17 protein-coding genes are annotated in these 17,771 nt (G+C 73.7%); 7 read left to right on the top strand and 10 right to left on the bottom strand.

Annotated elements, in window-relative coordinates:
• Nucleotides 1-185: 185 nt before the first annotated feature.
• From ADK86_RS09505 to ADK86_RS09485, 5 genes are all read left to right on the top strand, one after another.
• Nucleotides 186-866, top strand: coding sequence for a response regulator transcription factor (locus ADK86_RS09505; protein WP_030589720.1), 681 nt, complete (start codon nt 186-188; stop codon nt 864-866).
• 64 nt (nt 867-930) lie between these two features.
• Nucleotides 931-2,358, top strand: a complete 1,428-nt coding sequence (locus ADK86_RS09500; RefSeq protein WP_053696165.1) for a sensor histidine kinase — start codon at nt 931-933, stop codon at nt 2,356-2,358.
• Between the two features lie 55 nt (nt 2,359-2,413).
• Nucleotides 2,414-3,727 carry an LCP family protein gene (locus ADK86_RS09495; RefSeq protein ID WP_234345781.1) on the top strand — a complete coding sequence of 438 codons (1,314 nt, stop codon included), beginning with the start codon at nt 2,414-2,416 and terminating at the stop codon, nt 3,725-3,727.
• A gap of 50 nt (nt 3,728-3,777) precedes the next feature.
• Nucleotides 3,778-5,298, top strand: coding sequence for an FtsW/RodA/SpoVE family cell cycle protein (locus ADK86_RS09490; protein WP_078951959.1), 1,521 nt, complete (start codon nt 3,778-3,780; stop codon nt 5,296-5,298).
• A gap of 60 nt (nt 5,299-5,358) precedes the next feature.
• On the top strand, nt 5,359-6,567 hold the full coding sequence (locus tag ADK86_RS09485; protein ID WP_053696164.1) for a class I SAM-dependent methyltransferase: 1,209 nt from the start codon (nt 5,359-5,361) through the stop codon (nt 6,565-6,567).
• Between the two features lie 5 nt (nt 6,568-6,572).
• Here ADK86_RS09485 and ADK86_RS09480 read toward each other — a convergent pair whose 3' ends face one another.
• The 4 genes from ADK86_RS09480 to tsaB all read right to left on the bottom strand — a co-directional run bounded on the left by ADK86_RS09480 (nt 6,573) and on the right by tsaB (nt 9,732).
• Nucleotides 6,573-6,938, bottom strand: a complete 366-nt coding sequence (locus tag ADK86_RS09480; RefSeq protein WP_053696163.1) for a hypothetical protein — start codon at nt 6,936-6,938, stop codon at nt 6,573-6,575.
• Nucleotides 6,939-7,347: 409 nt separating this feature from the next.
• Nucleotides 7,348-8,487, bottom strand: a complete 1,140-nt coding sequence (gene tsaD / locus ADK86_RS09475) for a tRNA (adenosine(37)-N6)-threonylcarbamoyltransferase complex transferase subunit TsaD (RefSeq protein WP_053696162.1) — start codon at nt 8,485-8,487, stop codon at nt 7,348-7,350.
• On the bottom strand, nt 8,480-9,019 hold the full coding sequence (rimI, locus tag ADK86_RS09470) for a ribosomal protein S18-alanine N-acetyltransferase (RefSeq protein WP_078951958.1): 540 nt from the start codon (nt 9,017-9,019) through the stop codon (nt 8,480-8,482). Before rimI ends, tsaD begins: the two co-directional genes overlap by 8 nt.
• 53 nt (nt 9,020-9,072) lie before the next feature.
• The gene (gene tsaB, locus ADK86_RS09465; RefSeq protein WP_053696161.1) at nt 9,073-9,732 is read right to left on the bottom strand and encodes a tRNA (adenosine(37)-N6)-threonylcarbamoyltransferase complex dimerization subunit type 1 TsaB; all 660 of its coding nucleotides are present in this window, start codon (nt 9,730-9,732) and stop codon (nt 9,073-9,075) included.
• A gap of 86 nt (nt 9,733-9,818) precedes the next feature.
• Between tsaB and ADK86_RS09460 the strand changes: the two genes are divergently transcribed.
• Both ADK86_RS09460 and ADK86_RS43035 read left to right on the top strand, forming a co-directional pair.
• Entirely contained in the window at nt 9,819-10,385 is a 567-nt protein-coding gene (locus tag ADK86_RS09460; RefSeq protein WP_053696160.1) for a hypothetical protein, read from the top strand.
• A gap of 165 nt (nt 10,386-10,550) precedes the next feature.
• A complete protein-coding gene (locus ADK86_RS43035) occupies nt 10,551-10,769 on the top strand; it encodes a hypothetical protein (RefSeq protein ID WP_158712055.1) in 219 nt (72 codons plus the stop codon).
• Nucleotides 10,770-10,906: 137 nt separating this feature from the next.
• Here the strand turns inward: ADK86_RS43035 and tsaE are convergent, their stop codons facing one another.
• From tsaE to glmS, 6 genes are all read right to left on the bottom strand, one after another.
• A complete protein-coding gene (gene tsaE / locus ADK86_RS09450) occupies nt 10,907-11,452 on the bottom strand; it encodes a tRNA (adenosine(37)-N6)-threonylcarbamoyltransferase complex ATPase subunit type 1 TsaE (RefSeq protein WP_030375650.1) in 546 nt (181 codons plus the stop codon).
• A gap of 85 nt (nt 11,453-11,537) precedes the next feature.
• On the bottom strand, nt 11,538-12,800 hold the full coding sequence (locus tag ADK86_RS09445; protein ID WP_053696159.1) for an alpha/beta fold hydrolase: 1,263 nt from the start codon (nt 12,798-12,800) through the stop codon (nt 11,538-11,540).
• Nucleotides 12,797-13,957 (bottom strand): alanine racemase, encoded by a 1,161-nt coding sequence (gene alr / locus ADK86_RS09440; RefSeq protein ID WP_053696158.1) that lies wholly within the window; start codon nt 13,955-13,957, stop codon nt 12,797-12,799. The genes ADK86_RS09445 and alr overlap by 4 nt, the downstream gene beginning before the upstream one ends.
• A 92-nt stretch (nt 13,958-14,049) precedes the next feature.
• Entirely contained in the window at nt 14,050-15,477 is a 1,428-nt protein-coding gene (locus tag ADK86_RS09435; protein WP_053696157.1) for a bifunctional ADP-dependent NAD(P)H-hydrate dehydratase/NAD(P)H-hydrate epimerase, read from the bottom strand.
• A gap of 60 nt (nt 15,478-15,537) precedes the next feature.
• Nucleotides 15,538-15,906: a holo-ACP synthase gene (locus tag ADK86_RS09430; RefSeq protein ID WP_004571857.1), complete on the bottom strand. Its 369-nt coding sequence runs from the start codon at nt 15,904-15,906 to the stop codon at nt 15,538-15,540.
• Nucleotides 15,903-17,750, bottom strand: coding sequence for a glutamine--fructose-6-phosphate transaminase (isomerizing) (glmS, locus tag ADK86_RS09425; RefSeq protein WP_053696156.1), 1,848 nt, complete (start codon nt 17,748-17,750; stop codon nt 15,903-15,905). The genes ADK86_RS09430 and glmS overlap by 4 nt, the downstream gene beginning before the upstream one ends.
• Nucleotides 17,751-17,771: the final 21 nt, after the last annotated feature.

Below are 17,771 nucleotides of genomic sequence, written 5' to 3'. Positions count from 1 at the left end.
GTCCATACATTTCGGCCGCTCCAGGCAACGAGGAGAGACCCCTGCGGGGCCCCGAGCCCCCACCCACCGAACCCAAGGCGCCAAGGCGCACCCCCACCGAGGCAACCGCACACCACCGGAGCCAACCGCACACCCCCACCCCCAACCGGCACCACAAACCAGGGCACACCCGCCACAATGGCCCCATGCACATACTGGTCGTGGAGGACGAAGAGGGCCTGGCCGACTCGTTGCGCCGGGGGCTGGCCGCCGAGGGGCACTGGGTGGACGTGGCCCGGGACGGGCATCGGGGGCTGGAGCTGGCGCTCTCCGCGGCGTACGACGCGATCGTGCTGGACGTGATGCTGCCGGGGCCCAGCGGATACGAGATCTGCGGCCGGCTGCGGCGCCGCGACGACTGGACGCCCGTACTGATGCTGACCGCCAAGGACGGCGAGTACGACGAGGCCGAGGGGCTGGACGCAGGCGCCGACGACTACCTCACCAAGCCGTTCTCCTTCGTCGTGCTGCTCGCCCGCCTCCGCGCCCTCACCCGGCGCGGCCGCGCCGCCGAGCGCCCCCGTACGCTCCAGTGCGGCGATCTCACCCTGGACGCCGAGGCCCGCCGCTGCCGCCGCGGCGACACCGACATCGAGCTGACGGCCCGCGAACTGGCCGTACTGCGCTGCCTCATGGCGGGCGACGGCCAGGCGGTCGCCAAGCGCGACATCCTCGACGAGGTGTGGGACTCACCGGCCGACGTGGACCCCAACATCGTCGAGGTGTACGTCTCGTCCCTCCGCAAGAAGGTCGACACCCCGTTCGGCCGCCACTCGATCCGTACGGTGCACGGCACGGGTTACCGAATGGCACCCGGTGAGGACTGAACCCCGTTCACGGAACCGGAGCCAGAACCGGACCACCCGGTTCTGGCACCGGCATCCGACGTCCATGCGCGGCCGCACCGCCGCAGCCGCCGCCCTGGCCATGGCGCTCGTGCTGGCGGTCGGCGGCGGCTGGCTCTATGTGCTGCTGCGCGCGAACCTGCTGGACAACACGACCAGCCGCACCGAGGTGGCCGCCCGCAAGGTCGCCGCGCAGGCCGACACCGGGGCGCTCCCCGGCGTACTGACGTCGCCCGCCGACGGCGTCGACCTGGTGCTGGTCCTGGACGAGGCGGGCCGGGTCGTCGCCACGAGCCTGCGGTCCGCCGATCCGCCGGCCGCCGAACTGCGGGACCTGCGCCCGCCGCCGGGCCAGGATTCCGCCGACCGTGTCCTGACCGGCGCCCCGGCCGCGACGGCGGGCGGCTCGCGTGCGGACGTGGTCGTGGTGCGGGCCACGCCGCCGGGCGAGGGCGGCCGGGTGCGGTACGTGTACGCGGTCACCGTGCTCTCGGACGTGGACGACGCCACCCACGCCATCGGCGTGGCCCTGCTCGCCAGCGCCCCGCCGCTGATCGCGCTCGCCGCCGCCATCGCCTGGGCGGTGACGGGGCTGGCGCTGCGTCCGGTCACCGCGATCCGCACGGAGCTGGCCGCGGTGAGCGAGAGCGAGCTGGACCGGCGGGTGCCCGATCCGGCGGGCGGTGACGAGATCGCGCTGATGGCCCGTACGGTCAATGCCACGCTGGACCGGCTGGAGCAGGCGGTCACCCGGCAGCGCCAGTTCGTCGCCGACGCGTCGCACGAGCTGCGGAATCCGATCGCGGCCGTGCGCTCCCGGCTGGAGGTCGCGCTGGCCGCCGACCCGCCCGCCGGCGATCTCCGTACCTCCGTGCAGGCGGCCCTCCGCGACACCGAGCGCCTCCAGCGGATCGCCGCCGACCTGCTGCTTCTCGCCCGGCTCGACGCGCATGCCCCGCGCGCCGCCGAGCCGGTCGACCTGGCTCTGCTGGCGGCCGAGGAGGCCGCGCGCCGACCGGCGGACGGCGGACCCCGGCTGGTGGTGGTGGCCGACGAGCCCGTACCCGTACGGGGTGATCCGGCGCAGCTGGAGCGTCTGCTGACCAATCTGGTCGACAACGCGCTGCGCCACGCGGCTTCAGAGGTCCGGGTTGTCGCGCGAGCCCGGGAATGTGCCGCCGCAGAGAACCAGGCCGTAGAGAACCAGGCCGTCCTCGAAGTGATCGATGACGGCCCCGGCATCCCGCCGCCCGCCCGCGAGCGCGTCTTCGAGCGCTTCGCCCGCCTCGACGCGGCGCGCGACCGCGAGAGCGGCGGTACGGGGCTGGGCCTGGCCATCGCCCGCGGCATCGCCCGCGCGCACGGCGGCGAGCTGTCCGTACGGGACCGGGAGGAGGACGGGCGCTCCGGCGCGCGCTTCGTGGCCGTACTCCCCGGGACGCCCGGAAAGCCCGGGGCCCCCGCCCGATCCTGAACCCGCCTTCAGAACCTTCAGGCTTCTTTCAGCCCCGCCCGGCCAGCCTGTTCGAATGAAGCACCGTCGCAGGCCCACCGCCCCGGACGCGCCCCGCCCGCAGGGGCGCCCGCAGGGACGCCGGCACGGGCGCAGACCGCGGCGCCGTGCTCTGCGCAGGCTCGCGCTGTGCGTCTGCGTGCTTCTGCTGTGCACCGCCGGTGCGGGCTGGTACTTCTACCGGGACCTGGCCGGGCAGATCGGCTCGTCGCGGGCGCTCGGCGACGGCGCGCCGAAGTCGTCCGGCGGGGCGACCAACATCCTGCTCATGGGGCTGGACAGCCGTAAGGACCGCAACGGCGACGATCTGCCGAAGGACGTACTGGCGAAGCTGCACGCGGGCGCCTCGTCCGACATCGGCGGCTACAACACGAACACGCTGATCCTGCTGCATGTGCCCGCCGACGGCGGGCGGGCCACCGCGTTCTCCATTCCACGCGACGACTTCGTCGACATTCCAGGGCACGGCAAAGACAAGATCAAGAAGGCGTACGGGCTGGCCAAGGCCGCCGCGCAGGACCGGCTCGCGCGCCAGGGCGTCACCGACCACGACCGGCTGGAGCACGAGGGGCGGGAGGCGGGCCGCCGCGCCGAGATCGAGACGGTCCGCACCTTCCTGGGCGTGCCGGTCGACCACTTCGCCGAGGTCAATCTGGTGGGCTTCCTGCACATCGCGGACGCGCTCGACGGTGTGCCGGTGTGTCTGAAGCACCCGGTCAAGGACCGGTACTCGGGCGCCGACTTCCCGGCCGGGCGGCAGACCCTCGACGGGCCGCAGTCGCTGGCGTTCGTACGGCAGCGGCACGGCCTGCCCGCGGGCGACCTGGACCGTACCCGCCGCCAGCAGGCGTTCCTCGCCTCCGCCACGCACAAGCTGAACTCGGCGGGCACCTTCACCGACCCGCTGCGGCTGCTGAAGCTGATGGATGTCGCCAAGCAGGACCTGGTCATCGACGATGGCTGGGACCTGCTGTCGTTCCTCAAGCAGGCGAAGAACCTTTCGGGCGGTAACGTACGATTCTCCACGCTGCCCGTCGAGGGCTTCGCCAAGCACCGCGGCGAGGACGTGAACCTGGTCGACCCGGAGAAGATCCGGCGGCTGGTCGCCCGGGAGACCGGGGCGGCGAACGGCGGCAGTGCCGCGCCCGGCACCTCGGCCGGGTCCGGTGAGACATCCGGCACCTCCTCCGCCGCACCCCGCTCACCTGCGGGAACCCTGCAACCGTCACCCTCGTCTTCCCCATCGGCGGCGGAGTCCGGTTCCGGGGCGGGAGGTTCCGGGCAGACGGCTCCCATGATCGATGGCGGAGGCATCCCGTGCGTGGACTGACGAGCTCGCTCCGGCCCCAGGAGGGCCCGGAGAGCGACGCCGAGCGCACGATGACGTTCGCCGCCCTGGCCCAGGCCCCCAACCGGCGGCGTACGGAGATGTGGCTGCTGGCCTTCGCCGTGCTGATCACGGTGTTCGGCTACACGTACACCGGCCTGTCGATGACCGGCAAGCTGCCCGACGGGCTGCCCGGCTTCGCCACCGCGATGTTCTTCATGGCGCTCGTCCCGCACCTGGTCGTCCGCCGCTTCGCGCCGCGCGCCGACCCGCTGATCCTGCCGCTCGCCACACTGCTGTCCGGCATCGGCCTGGTGCTGCTGAACCGCCTCGACATCACGTACGCGGCGAAACCGAGCCTTCACATGGCCCCGGCGGCGGGCGGGCAGCTGGTGTGGACGGTGATCGGGGTGGCGGTGTGCACGGGCACGCTGATGCTGCTGCGCGACCACCGCTTCCTCCAGCGCTACATCTATCTGACGATGGCCGTCGCGCTGGTGCTGCTGATGGCACCGGCGTTCTTCACCGCGGACACGTACGGCGCCAAACGCTGGATATTCATCGGGCCGCTGTCGCTGCAGCCCGGCGAATTCGTGAAGATCATGATCGCGGTGTTCTTCGCGGGCTATCTGACCCTGAACCGCGACGCGCTCGCGCTCACCGGGCGCCGGGTGATGGGCGTCCAGCTGCCGCCCGGCCGCCAGCTCGGGCCGATCTTCACGATATGGATCATCAGCCTGCTGGTGCTGGTCTTCGAGCGCGACCTCGGTACGTCGCTGATCTTCTTCGGCCTCTTCGTGATCACCCTCTACATGGCCACCGAACGCACCAGCTGGGTGCTGTGCGGCCTGGCCATGGCGGTGGCCGGCGCCGCCGTCGTCGGCACGACCGAGCCGCACGTCAAAGGCCGGGTCATGGCCTGGCTGCACCCCATGGACATCTTCCTGCCCGAGAAGGAGCGGCCGCCGGGCCTGATATCCGACCAGGCCGCACAGGCGCTCTTCGGCTTCGGCAGCGGCGGCATCAGCGGTACGGGCCTGGGCCAGGGCCACCCCGAACTGATCGGCTTCGCGGGCAACAGCGACTTCATCCTCACCACCGTCGGCGAGGAACTGGGCCTGGCCGGCGTGATGGCCGTACTGCTCCTGTACGTCCTGCTCGCGCAACGCGGCCTGCGGGTGGGGCTCACCGCCCGCGACCCCTTCGGCAAGCTGCTCGCGGTGGGCCTGGCCAGCGCGCTGCTGCTCCAGGTCTTCGTGGTGTCCGGCGGCGTCACCGGGCTGATACCCCTCACCGGCAAGGCGCTGCCGTTCCTGGCCAAGGGCGGGTCGTCGCTCGTCGCGAACTGGGTGATGGTGGCGCTGCTCATCCGTATCAGCGACAGCGCGCAGCGGCGGCGCGAACCGGTGGGGCCGCCGGGCGGGCAGGGCGGCTCGCGGCGGAGCGCGCGGGCGGCTGACCCCGACGAGACACAGGCCACGCCGCGAGTGGTGGCGGCGCTGCCGGGACCGGCCGTGCAGGGAGGCGGCAGCCGCGGCGGCGGTCATGGGCGCCGCGCCCGCCGACGCGGCTAGAACGCGCTGCGGGGCCGCCCGAACCGCCCCGCCTCTCCCCCACCCGCCCCCTGGCCCACAATGGACCGGGTGAACCAGGCGAACGACCTCGACTCCTTCTCAGCGCTGCACACGCCCGAAGGGCAGGCGCTACTGGCCGAACTGCGCGATCACGACCCGGCCGACGAGCTGGCGACCGCCACCCGGCTGCGGCGCGACCACCCGGCGTCGCTGGTCTCCGCCGCACTGGGCCAGGCGCGGCTGCGCCAGCGCGCTGCCGCCAAGTTCGGGGCGGACGCCGCGCGCATGTACTTCACGCCCAACGGCGTCGAACAGTCCACGCGCAGTACGGTCGCCGCCCACCGCGCCACCCGCCTCGCCGCCCTCGGCGTCCGCTCCCTCGCCGACCTGTGCTCCGGCATCGGCGGCGACGCGATCGCGCTGGCGCGCGCCGGCATCCACGTCCTGGCCGTCGACCGCGACCCGTTGGCCTGCGCGGCGGCCCGCGCCAACGCGGAGGCGCTGGGGCTGGCCGACCGGATCGAGGTGCGCTGCGCCGATGTCACCGAGGTGGACACCTCGGCGTACGACGCGGTGTTCGTCGACCCGGCGCGGCGGGGCGGTCGGGGTGGACGCGGCGGCCGGATCTTCGACCCCGAGGCGTACTCGCCGCCGCTGTCCTGGGCCGTACAGGCCGCCCGTACGGCGCCGCACGCCGCCCTGAAGATCGCGCCGGGCATCCCGCACGAGATCGTCCCCGACGAGGCGGAGGCCGAGTGGATCTCCGACGGCGGCGACGTGAAGGAAGCCGTCCTGTGGTTCGGCACCGCGCCGGGCGCCCGCCGCGCAACCCTCCTGCCCGCCGGCGACTTCCTGCTCGGCACCGGCCTGCCCGACCCCGAGCCGGGCCCGGTCGGGCGCTGGCTGTACGAACCGGACGGCGCCGTCATCCGCGCCCACCTCGTGGCCGAGGTCGCGCAGCGGGTGAACGGCCGCCTGATCGACCCGACGATCGCCTACGTCACGGCCGACGAACACCACCCGACCCCGTACGCCACGGCCTACGAGATCACCGACACGCTGCCCTTCAACGTCAAGAAACTGAAGGCACTGCTGCGCGAGCGCGGCATCGGAATCGCCGTGATCAAAAAGCGGGGTTCGGCCGTCGAACCCGACGACCTGCGCAAAAAGCTCAAGCTCTCCGGACCGAACTCCTGCGTGGTCTTCCTGACCCGGGTGGCCGGCGCGCCCACCATGCTGCTGGGCCGCGAGGCACCGGCCGCCTCCTGAGGCGCTTACGCCCGGTCCGTCAGCTCCTCCGCGTACACCTGCGAGAGGGGCTGCGGGCCGACGTACTGCTGGCAGGTGCACTGCCCCGGCTCGTACGCGACCGGCTTCTTCTCCGCGTCCCAGGCCGTCGGCACCTGCGTCACCTCGTGGCACCGGCCCCGCTTGTCGTGCTTGGCCAGATGATGCGTACACCCGCACACCGGCTCCGGCGGCCGCTGCGCCGCCTCCAGCTCCAGCCGGTCCCGCCGCGCGAGCTCCAGCCGCTCCATCTTCCGCGAGTGCCGCGCGCTCATCGCCTTGCGCCCCACGTCGACCACCTTGGCGAAACCCCCCGCCATGAAGAACGCGAACACCCACCAGAACCAAGGCACAGCCTGCCGCCTCCCCGTATGTCTGCATTTCGGCTTGGCCAGGGTATGACGTGGTGTCGTGGGGTGAACGGGGCGGGGCGCGCGTCTTCACGGCGCTTCCCGCGCCACGGCGGCGTGGGCTGCGTCCAGGATGCGGCCGAGTTCGGCCACGGCGCTCGGCGGCCTGGATCAGTTCACGGGCGAAGGCGGGCAGGGCGGCTGGGGCGATCTGCGCCACGGCGTCGCGGAGCAACCTGATCGATGCCGGCGGCTGCGGAATCAGGGGCTGCTCGGAGGCACTGGCGGACATCGGTTCATCCATGGCCCGGATTCTGGGCCGGGGGCCCGGAGCAGCCAGTGGGAACCGGACTGCTTCATGCGAACGAGCAGTGCCGTGACCGCCCCGGCCCAACCCGCCACAGCCCCCCGCCTACGAGTACAAGTTCCCCTTGCTCAGCTCATGGAAGTGATCGTGGTCGTGCGCGTGACCATGACCATGCCCGCGCCCGTCCCCATGATCATGATCCGTCCCCGGCACATGCGGCTCCGTCACCGGCAGCGACGAGTCGGCCGGGAGGTCCCAGGAGGACGCGGGGCGGTTGCGGGCGACCATTTCGGCGCCCAGGGCGGCGACCATGGCGCCGTTGTCGGTGCAGAGTTTGGGGCGGGGGACGCGGAGGGTGATGCCGGCGTCCTCGCAGCGGCGCTGGGCCATCGCGCGGAGGCGGGAGTTGGCCGCTACGCCGCCGCCGATCATCAGGTGGTCGACGCCGTTGTCCTTGCAGGCGCGTACCGCCTTGCGGGTCAGTACGTCGACGACCGCCTCCTGGAAGGACGCGGCGACGTCCGCGACCGGGACCTCCTCGCCCGCCGCGCGCTTGGCCTCGATCCAGCGGGCGACGGCGGTCTTGAGGCCGGAGAAGGAGAAGTCGTAGACCGGGTCGCGGGAGCCGGTCAGGCCGCGCGGGAAGCGGATCGCGTCCGGGTCGCCCTCGCGGGCGTAGCGGTCGATGACCGGGCCGCCCGGGAAGCCGAGGTTCAGGACGCGCGCGACCTTGTCGAACGCCTCGCCCGCCGCGTCGTCGATGGTCGAGCCGAGGGGGCGCACGTCGGCGGTGATGTCGGGCGCGAGGAGGAGGGAGGAGTGGCCGCCGGAGACCAGCAGGGCCATCGTCGGCTCGGGCAGGGCGCCGTGTTCGAGCTGGTCGACGCAGATGTGCGAGGCGAGGTGGTTGACGCCGTACAGCGGCTTGCCGAGGGCGTAGGCGTACGCCTTGGCCGCCGAGACGCCGACGAGGAGGGCGCCGGCCAGGCCGGGACCTGCCGTGACGGCGATCCCGTCGAGGTCGGACGCGGCGACGCCGGCCTCCTTCAGGGCGCGCTGGATGGTGGGGACCATCGCTTCCAGGTGCGCGCGCGAGGCCACTTCCGGTACGACGCCGCCGAAGCGCGCGTGCTCGTCGACGCTGGAGGCGACGGCGTCCGCGAGGAGGGTGTGCCCGCGCACGATGCCGACGCCGGTTTCGTCGCAGGAGGTCTCGATGCCGAGGACGAGCGGTTCGTCAGCCATGGGTCGGGGTTCCTTGCGCGGTGGGAGGTTCGGAGGACGGGGAGGTGGCGGCCGGGGTCCCGGGCGCGGAATCGGCCGGAGATTCGGAGGGGGACTGGGTGGTACGGCGCATGACGAGGGCGTCCACGTTGCCGGGCTGGTAGTAGCCGCGCCGGAAGCCGATCGGCTCGAAGCCGAAGCGCTCGTACAGCCGCTGGGCCCGCGTGTTGTCGACGCGTACTTCGAGCAGCACCTCGGCGCATTCGAAGGCGGTCGCGGCGGACAGCAGCTCGGTCAGCAGCCGGGAGCCGAGGCCGGTGCCCCACTGGTCGCGGGCGGTGGCGATGGTCTGGATGTCGCCGGTGCCGTCGACGGCGGCCAGTCCGCCGTAGCCGACCAGGCGGCCGTCGAGTTCGGCGACGACGTAGCGGCGGTTGGCGGCGGGTCCGCGCGCGTGCGCCAGCTCGGACCAGAACATGCCTGCCGACCAGGCGTCCTCGGGGAACAGCTCGCGTTCGAGTTCCAGTACGGGGGCGATGTCCCACCAGCGCATCTCACGGAGTACGGCGCCGTCCCGCGCGCCCTCTCCGGCTGCCACCCGCGCGGTCACTTCGGCGTGACCACCTTGTAGTTGGCGGGCACCTGCGCGTCCGGGCGGCGCAGGTACAGCGGCTGCGGCGGCAGCATGTCCTCGCCGCGCGCCAGCTTCTCGGCGGCCAGCGAGGCGAGCGCGCCCGCGGACTGGTGCTCGGGGGCGCCGTCCCGTACGCCGGTGAAGGTGCCGGCGTACAGCACCGCGCCCGCACCCACCGCCGGCACGCCGCCGACCTGGTCCGCGATGTCCGCGGGGCGGTCCACGGCGGGCTCGGTGAGGCGCGTGCGGGCGTCGGCGTAGCGCGCCCAGTAGACCTCCTTGCGGCGCGCGTCGGTCGCCACCACGAACGGCTCGTCGAGCCCGGCGGCGTACGCGATGCCGTCCAGCGTGCACAGGCCGTGGACCGGCACGTCGAGGGCGGCCGCGAAGGTCGCCGCGGTGACGAGCCCGACCCGCAGCCCGGTGTACGGGCCGGGGCCGACGCCGACCACGATGTCGCTGACCGCGTCGAGTTTCACGCCCGCCTCGGCGAGCGCCCGGTCGACGGCGGGCAGCAGCAGTTCGCCGTGCCGGCGCGCGTCCACCTGACGCTCCTCGGCGAGTACGCGGGAGCCGTCGTGGACCGCGACGGTGACGGCGGGGGTTGCGGTGTCCAGAGCAAGCAGCAGCACGCCTTCAAGACTACGGCGCGGCCGGGGGTGCCCTGCCGGGTGCTACCGTCACCCGTAGTCACGCGCGTACGAAAGGTGGCACGGCGGTGTCCGGTAAGAGCAGCACGATCGTCACCGCTTTGACCGCGGCCGCGCTCGCCGCCGTCGGCTTCCTGGCCTATCAGGCGTCCGCCTCGGCCCCGGACCACACCACCGCGGGCAAGCACCCGTCGGCCTCCGCGAGCCCGTCCCCCGGCAAGGGCAAGGACGGCGCGGACCAGCAGAAGACCGAGGTCCCGGTCCCGCCGAACTCGGGCGAGGGCGAGCGGGTCGTCTACGCGCTGGGCGCGCGCCGGGTGTGGCTGGTCACGGCGGACGGCAAGATCAAGCGGACGTTCGAGGTCACGCCGAGCAGCGTGAGCCCGGCGCCGGGCACGTACAAGGTCACCGGGCGCTCGCTGAAGATCCCCGGCTCGGACGGCGTGCCGATCGAGCACGTGGTGCGCTTCACGGTCGCCGAGGGCGTGGTGATCGGCTTCAGCTCGGCGGTCGACGGCTCGATGCCGACCCCGAACGCGAAGAAGAAGACCGGCGGCATCCGGGAGACCCGCGAGAACGGCACGGCGCTGTGGGACTTCGCGCTGGGAGGGACGAAGGTCGTCGTCGTTCCCTGAGGGGCGACACCGGCGGGGCGGCCTGAAGGGCACCGGCCGAGCGGCGACGTCCCAAGGCGTACGGGCTCAAGACGCACGAGCTGAAGTCGTACGGGCGAAGGCGTACGCGTCCGAGGCCGTACGGGCCCCTACGCCGCGTCCCGTCTCCCGGCCTCCTGCGGACCGATGACCCGCGGTCCACCCGCTTCCGCGGCCTCCGCGTCCTCCTCCGCGCGCGACGGCGGCTCCGGCGGCGTCGAGACCGCGCTGGCCGCGGCGCACGCCGCCAGCAGTTCGTTCATGGTCGGGGTCGGCTCGGTCGCGCCGCTGCGGACCCCTGGGGTGACGGGCTGGTGGGCCGACATGGATGCCTCCCGTGGCTCCTGGGCGGGCAAGCGGGCGTAGTTAGGCAGACCTAACCGGCTCTCTCTTCACCCATGTGACCACGTTCGGCGCCGCGCGCGCAACATCTTCCCGACGGCTTGTCGGAAACTACGGTACGACCGGAGCCCGCTCCCCCGCCCGGCGCGGCCCCTGCCCGCCTACTCCCCGGCCAAGACCGTCAGGTCCACGTCCGCCCAGCGGGCACCGACACCGCGTACGGTGACCTCGCGCACGTCGTCCTCGTCCGTGACCACGTCGGAGTGCGCGCCGTCCGGCAGGCCCGGCGCGTCCGCGCCGACCGTGCGCTCGATGACCAGGTGCAGCCGGTCCTCGGACAGCTCCTCGACCTTGTCCTCGCCCCACTCCACGACGACCACCGACTCCGGCAGCGACACGTCGAGGTCCAGGTCCTCCATCTCGTCCAGCCCGCCGCCGAGCCGGTACGCGTCCACGTGCACCAGGGCCGGGCCCTGGGCCAGCGGCGGGTGCACCCGGGCGATCACGAACGTCGGCGAGGTGACCGCGCCGCGCACGCCCAGGCCCTCGCCCAGGCCGCGGGTCAGCGTCGTCTTGCCCGCTCCCAGCTCCCCGGTCAGCATCACCAGGTCACCCGGCCGCAGCAGCCCGGCCAGCCTGCGGCCCAACTCCTGCATGCGGGTGGGCGACTTGACGGTTACGTGCACGGTCGTCTCGGTGGCGCTCATGCGCCGATGGTACGGCGCACACAACCGGCATTCCGAACCCGGCGCCCCGGACCCGTCCGCGGCGGGCGGGCGCCGGAACGCCGCCCTACGCCCGCGCCGACCGCGCCGCCGCGGCCGCCGCCGCGGCCCGTTCGATCAGCGTCTCCAGGTGGCCGGTGACCACCTCGGGGCGCTCCAGCATCACCAGGTGGCCCGCGCCCGGCTCGCACACCGACTCGGCGCCCGGCAGCAGCTCGGCGATGGTGTCGCTGTGGTCGGACGGGGTGATCAGATCCCGGTCGCCGGCCAGCACCAGGGCCGGCACGGCGTCGAAATTGGCCAGCGCCTCGGTCTTGTCGTGCACCGCGAAGGCCGGGAAGAACTCGGCGACGACATCGATCGGCGTCGCCTCGATCATCCGCTCGGCGAACCGGGCCACCCCCGGGTCCACGTCCTTCGGCGTACCGAAGGAGTAGCGTTTGACGAGCCCGGCGAAGAGGTCGGCGGTCGCCCGGCGGCCCTTCTCGACCAGTTCGCTCTGCGAGCCGAGCGCCTTCAGCACGCCCGGCGCCAGCTTGTGGAACGCCTTGACGCCCAGCGACGGCAGCCCGAAGGCGACCTCGCTGAGCCGGCCCGCCGAGGTGCCGATCAGGGCGACGCCGGCCACCCGCTCCGCGACGTAGTCCGGATACTGGTCGGCCAGCGCCATCACGGTCATGCCGCCCATGGAGTGCCCGACCAGCACGATCGGCCCCTCCGGCACGGTGGTGTCCAGCACCGCCTTCAGGTCCCGGCCGAGCAGGTCGATGGTGACCCGCTCGGTGCCGTCGCGCTGGGACCTGCCGCGCTCCGAGCGGCCGTGGCTGCGCTGGTCCCAGTGGACCGTGCGCACCGCGCCGCGCAGGGCCGCGCGCTGGAAGTGCCAGGAGTCCTGGTTGAGGCAGTAGCCGTGGCAGAAGACGACCGTGGGCGCCTCGGCGCGGCGCCCGAGCAGCTTCAGCAGCCGCTTGCGGCGCGCGCTGCCGGTGCCGCCGCCCTTGGTGTTCTTGCCGTCGCCCGGCTCGTCGATCTCGTAGTGCAGCTCCGTGCCGTCCTCGGCCACGGCCGTGCCCGGCGTGCCGCGCAGCGTGCCGTACGGGCCCGCCGCGTCCAGCGCGAGCCGCGCCTTGCGCCGCATGCCCCGGCCGACCGTCAGCCGCTCTATGGCCACGCCCGCCGCGGCACCCGCCGCCACCACGCCGATCGCCGCCCCGGCGATGCCCGCGTGGCGCCCGGCCCGTGTCCAGCCGCCGACCGCCGTGGCCGCCCCGGCCGCCGCCTGCGCCGCGTCGATCGCGGTGTCGGCGGCCGCCCCCGTCCTGTCGCTCATGTCCCGCTCCCCGTGTCCGCGCGCTCATCAACATAGACGCGTGGCACCCGGGTACCGATCCGCGTGACGATTTCGTACCCGATGGTGCCCGTCGCACGCGCCCAGTCCTCGGCGGTCGGCTCGCCCCGGTCCCCCGGGCCGAACAGCACAGCCACGTCTCCCACCTGGGCCGGGTCCCCACCAAGATCGACCACAAACTGATCCATCGCGATCCGGCCGGCGACCGTCCGCCATTTGCCCGCGACCAGCACCGGTCCGCTGCCCGACGCATGCCGCGGGATGCCGTCGGCGTAGCCGAGCGGCACCAGGGCGAGGGTGGTCTCGCCGGACGTCGTGTACCGGTGCCCGTACGAGACACCGTGGCCGCCGGGTACCCGCTTCACCGACGCCAAAGATGCCTCCAGCGTCATCACCGGCCGCAGTCCGAAGTCCTCCGGCACGCCCATCTCGGGGCTGGGCGAGAGGCCGTAGACACCGATTCCGGCGCGCACCAGGTCGAAGTGCGCCTGGGGCAGGCTGAGCAGCGCCGGGGTGTTGGCGTGATGCCGTACCTCAGGGTCCAGTCCGGCCTTGCGGACCACCGCGTCGGCCTCGGCGAAGGCCGCGAGCTGGGCGTCGATGGAGGGGTGGCCCGGCTCGTCGGCGCAGGCGAAGTGCGACCAGACGCCGGTGACGCGGATCGCGCCCTCGGCCTCGGCGGCGCGCGCGGCGGCGACCAGTTCGGCCCAGTCGGCGGGCTGGCAGCCGTTGCGCCCCAGCCCGGTGTCGACCTTCAGCTGTACGCGGGCGGTACGGCCGCAGGCCCGCGCCGCGTCCGTGACCTCGCGCAGCGCCCACGTCCCGCTGACGGACACGTCGATGTCCTGCTCGACGGCCTGCCGCCAGGGCCCGCCGGGCGTCCACAGCCAGCACATCAGGCGGCCGGTGTCGCCCGCCTCCCGCAGCGCGAACGCCTCCTCCGGCAGGGCCGTGCCCAGCCACGTCGCCCCGGCCTCCCGCGCGGCACGGGCGCACCGGACGGCGCCGTGGCCGTACCCGTCCGACTTCACCACGGCCATCAGCTCGGCCCGCGGCGCGCGGGCCCGCAGCGCCCGCACATTGGAGCGCACCGCGGCGAGGTCGATGGCCGCACGGGCACGCATGGCTGTGTGGTTCATCCACCCAGTGTCTCAGGACGGCGGTTGGGGCCTGGAGAGGCAGGTGCGCGGGGCCGCGGGCAGCGGGCCTGGCGGCAGCTCGCGGGCACGCCTCAGAACCGGCTGATGTCCCGCCACGCCTCCCCCAGCGCCCCCGCCACGTCCGTGGCCAGGATCGGCGCTCCGTCCGGGGTGGCCGCCAGCCGGGCGGCCAGGCCGTGCAGGTACGCGCCCGCGGAGGCGGCGTCGCGCGCCGACAGGCCGGTGGCCAGGAGGGAGCCGGTGAGGCCGGACAGCACGTCGCCGCTGCCGGCGGTGGCCAGCCAGCCGGTGCCGGTGGGGTTGGCGCGTACGGGGCCGCCCGCCGGGTCGGCGACGAGGGTGGTGGAGCCTTTCAGGAGGGCCGTGGCGCCGTACCGCCCGGCCAGTTCCCGTACGGAGCGCAGGCGGGACGCCTCCACGTCCGTCCGGTCGGCGCCGAGCAGCGCGGCGGCCTCCCCGGCGTGCGGTGTCAGCAGGGTCGGCGCGGCGCGGTCCCGTACCCGTGCGGCGTCCAGGAAGCGCAGCCCGTCGGCGTCCACCAGCACCGGTACGTCGGAGTCGAGCACGTCCGCCACCGCGTCGCCGTCGTCGCCGATGCCGGGGCCGATCACCCAGGACTGGACGCGGCCCGCCTTCGACGGCGGCCCGGCGTGCACCAGGGTCTCCGGGAACTGGGCCAGCACTTCGTCGGCCGCCGGGCCCACGTACCGTACGGCTCCGGCGCCGCCCCGCAGCGCCCCGGACACGGCCAGCACCGCGGCGCCCGGATAGCGCGAGGACCCCGCGACCACGCCCACCACACCGCGCCGGTACTTGTCGCTCTCCGCCGAGGGCCGGGGCAGCAGCGCCGCCACGTCCGCGTACTGGAGCGCTTCCACCGCGGCCTCGGCAGGCAGGCCGAGGCCGATGTCCACCAGCCGCAGCGCGCCCGCGTACTCGCGTGCCGGGTCGATCAGCAGGCCCGGCTTGTACGCGCCGAAGGTCACCGTCACATCGGCCCGTACGGCCTCTCCCGGCACCTCCCCGGAGTCCGCGTCCACGCCGCTCGGCAGGTCGACGGACACGATCATGGCCTGCCGGGCCGCCTCCGCCAGCCGCGCCGCCTCCGGCCGCAGGCCCCCCTTGCCGCCGATGCCGACGATGCCGTCCACGACGAGGTCGGCGCGGGCGATGTCCGCGAGGGCGTCGTCGGACACCCGGCCGCCGGCCGCCCGCAGGGCCGCCAGGCCGCCCGCGTGCGCCCGTTCCGGAGAAAGCAGGACGGCGCGTACGCCCGCGCCGCGCCGGGCCAGCCGGGCGCCCGCGTACAGCGCGTCGCCGCCGTTGTCGCCGCTGCCCACGAGCAGCACGACCCGCGAGCCGTACACCCGCCGCAGCATCTCCGCACAGGCCACCGCCAGCCCGGCGGCGGCCCGTTGCATCAGGGCCCCTTCGGGCAGCCGCGCCATCAGGTCCCGCTCGGCCGCCCGTACGACATCCACGCTGAACGCAGTCCTCATGACCCCAGTCTCACCCCGCGCGGCGCCGGCATTCCTGTCGGCTCGCCCGGCCGCGGCCGCTCACCCCTCCGCGATCACCACCGCCGAGGCCACGCCCGCGTCGTGACTGAGCGACACGTGCCAGGACCGTACGCCCAGTTCCGCGGCCCGCTCGGCCACCGTCCCGCGGATCTGGAGTATCGGCTGCCCGGACTCCAGCACCGCGACCTCCGCGTCCGTCCAGCGCAGCCCGCCGGGCGCCCCCAGCGCCTTGGCCACCGCCTCCTTGGCGGCGAACCGGGCGGCGAGCGAGGCGATGCCCCGGCGCTCCCCGCTGGGCAGTATCAACTCCCGCTCGACGAACAGCCGGTGCGCCATCTCCGGGGTGCGCTCCAGGGCCGCCCCGAAACGGTCGATCTCGGCCACGTCGATACCGACCCCGATGATCATTCGACGGTCACCGACTTGGCGAGGTTGCGCGGCTGGTCCACCTCGTTGCCGCGCGCCGTGGCCAGCTCGCAGGCGAACACCTGGAGCGGCACCGAGGAGACCAGCGGCTGGAGCAGGGTGGGCGTGCGCGGGATGCGCACGATGTGGTCCGCGTACGGGACGACCGCCTCGTCGCCCTCCTCCGCGATCACGATGGTGCGCGCGCCACGGGCCCGGATCTCCTGGATATTGGAGACGATCTTGCCGTGCAGGACGGACCGGCCGCGCGGCGACGGCACGACCACCACCACCGGCACGCCCTCCTCGATCAGCGCGATCGGGCCGTGCTTCAGCTCGCCCGCCGCGAAGCCCTCCGCGTGCATGTACGCGAGTTCCTTGAGCTTGAGCGCGCCCTCCAGGGCGACCGGGTAGCCCACGTGCCGCCCCAGGAACAGCACCGTGTCCTTGTCCGCGAGGCTGCGCGCCAGCTCCCGTACCGGCTCCATCGTGCCGAGGACCTGCTCGACCTGCGTACCGACACCGGCCAGCTCGCGCACCACGGCCCGGATCTCGTCGCCCCACTGCGTGCCGCGCACCTGCCCCAGGTACAGCGCGAGCAGGTAGCAGGCCACCAGCTGGGTCAGGAACGCCTTGGTGGAGGCGACCGCGACCTCGGGCCCGGCGTGGGTGTAGAGCACCGCGTCCGACTCGCGGGGGATCGTCGAGCCGTTGGTGTTGCAGACCGCGAGCACCTTCGCGCCCTGCTCGCGGGCGTGCCGCACCGCCATCAGGGTGTCCATCGTCTCGCCGGACTGCGAGATGGCGACGACCAGGGTGCGCGGGTCCAGGATCGGGTCCCGGTAGCGGAACTCGCTGGCCAGCTCCACTTCGCAGGGGATGCGGGTCCAGTGCTCGATCGCGTACTTGGCGATCATCCCGGCGTGGAAGGCGGTGCCGCAGGCCACTATCACCACCTTGGTGGCCTCGCGCAGCACCCTGTCGTCGATGCGCACCTCGTCCAGCGAGAGCACCCCGGAGGCGTCCACCCGGCCCAGCAGCGTGTCGGCGACCGCCTTCGGCTGCTCGGCGATCTCCTTGAGCATGAAGTAGTCGTAGCCGCCCTTCTCGGCGGCCGACGCGTCCCAGTCGATGTGGTACGCGCGCACCTCGCCCGGCGCCCCGTCGAAGTCGGTGACCGTCACCCCGTCCCGGCGCAGCTCCACGACCTGGTCCTGGCCCAGCTCGATCGCCTCACGGGTGTATGCGATAAACGCCGCCACGTCCGACGCCAGGAACGCCTCGTCCTCGCCGACGCCCACCACCAGCGGCGAGTTGCGGCGCGCGCCCACCACCACGTCCGGCGCGTCCGCGTGCACCGCGACCAGCGTGAACGCGCCCTCCAGCCGGCGGCACACCTGCCGCATCGCCTCGGCCAGGTCGCCGCAGGAGGAGAAGCTCTCCGCCAGCAGGTGCCCGACCACCTCGGTGTCCGTCTCGGAGGCCAACCGGTGACCGCGCCCGGACAGTTCGGCCCGCAGCGCCGCGAAGTTCTCGATGATGCCGTTGTGGACGACGGCGACCCGCCCGGCGTTGTCCAGGTGCGGATGGGCGTTGGCGTCCGTGGGCGCGCCGTGCGTGGCCCACCGGGTGTGCCCGATCCCGGTCGAGCCGGCCGGCAGCGGACGCTCGGCCAGCTCCTTGTCGAGATTGGCGAGTTTGCCCGCCTTCTTGGCCGCGGCCAGACCGCCGTCGGCCAGTACGGCCACCCCGGCCGAGTCGTAGCCGCGGTACTCCAGCCGCTTCAGCCCGGCGAGCACGACGTCCAGGGCGGACCGGCCGCCCGCATACCCCACGATTCCGCACATGGGGGCAGCCTACGGGGCTGC

Origin of the sequence: Streptomyces sp. NRRL F-5755 (assembly GCF_001279365.1) — a bacterium.
Lineage (GTDB): Bacteria > Actinomycetota > Actinomycetes > Streptomycetales > Streptomycetaceae > Streptomyces > Streptomyces rimosus.
Note: the sequence above shows the minus strand (reverse complement) of the source record. Positions and strands in the feature narration are given on the sequence as shown.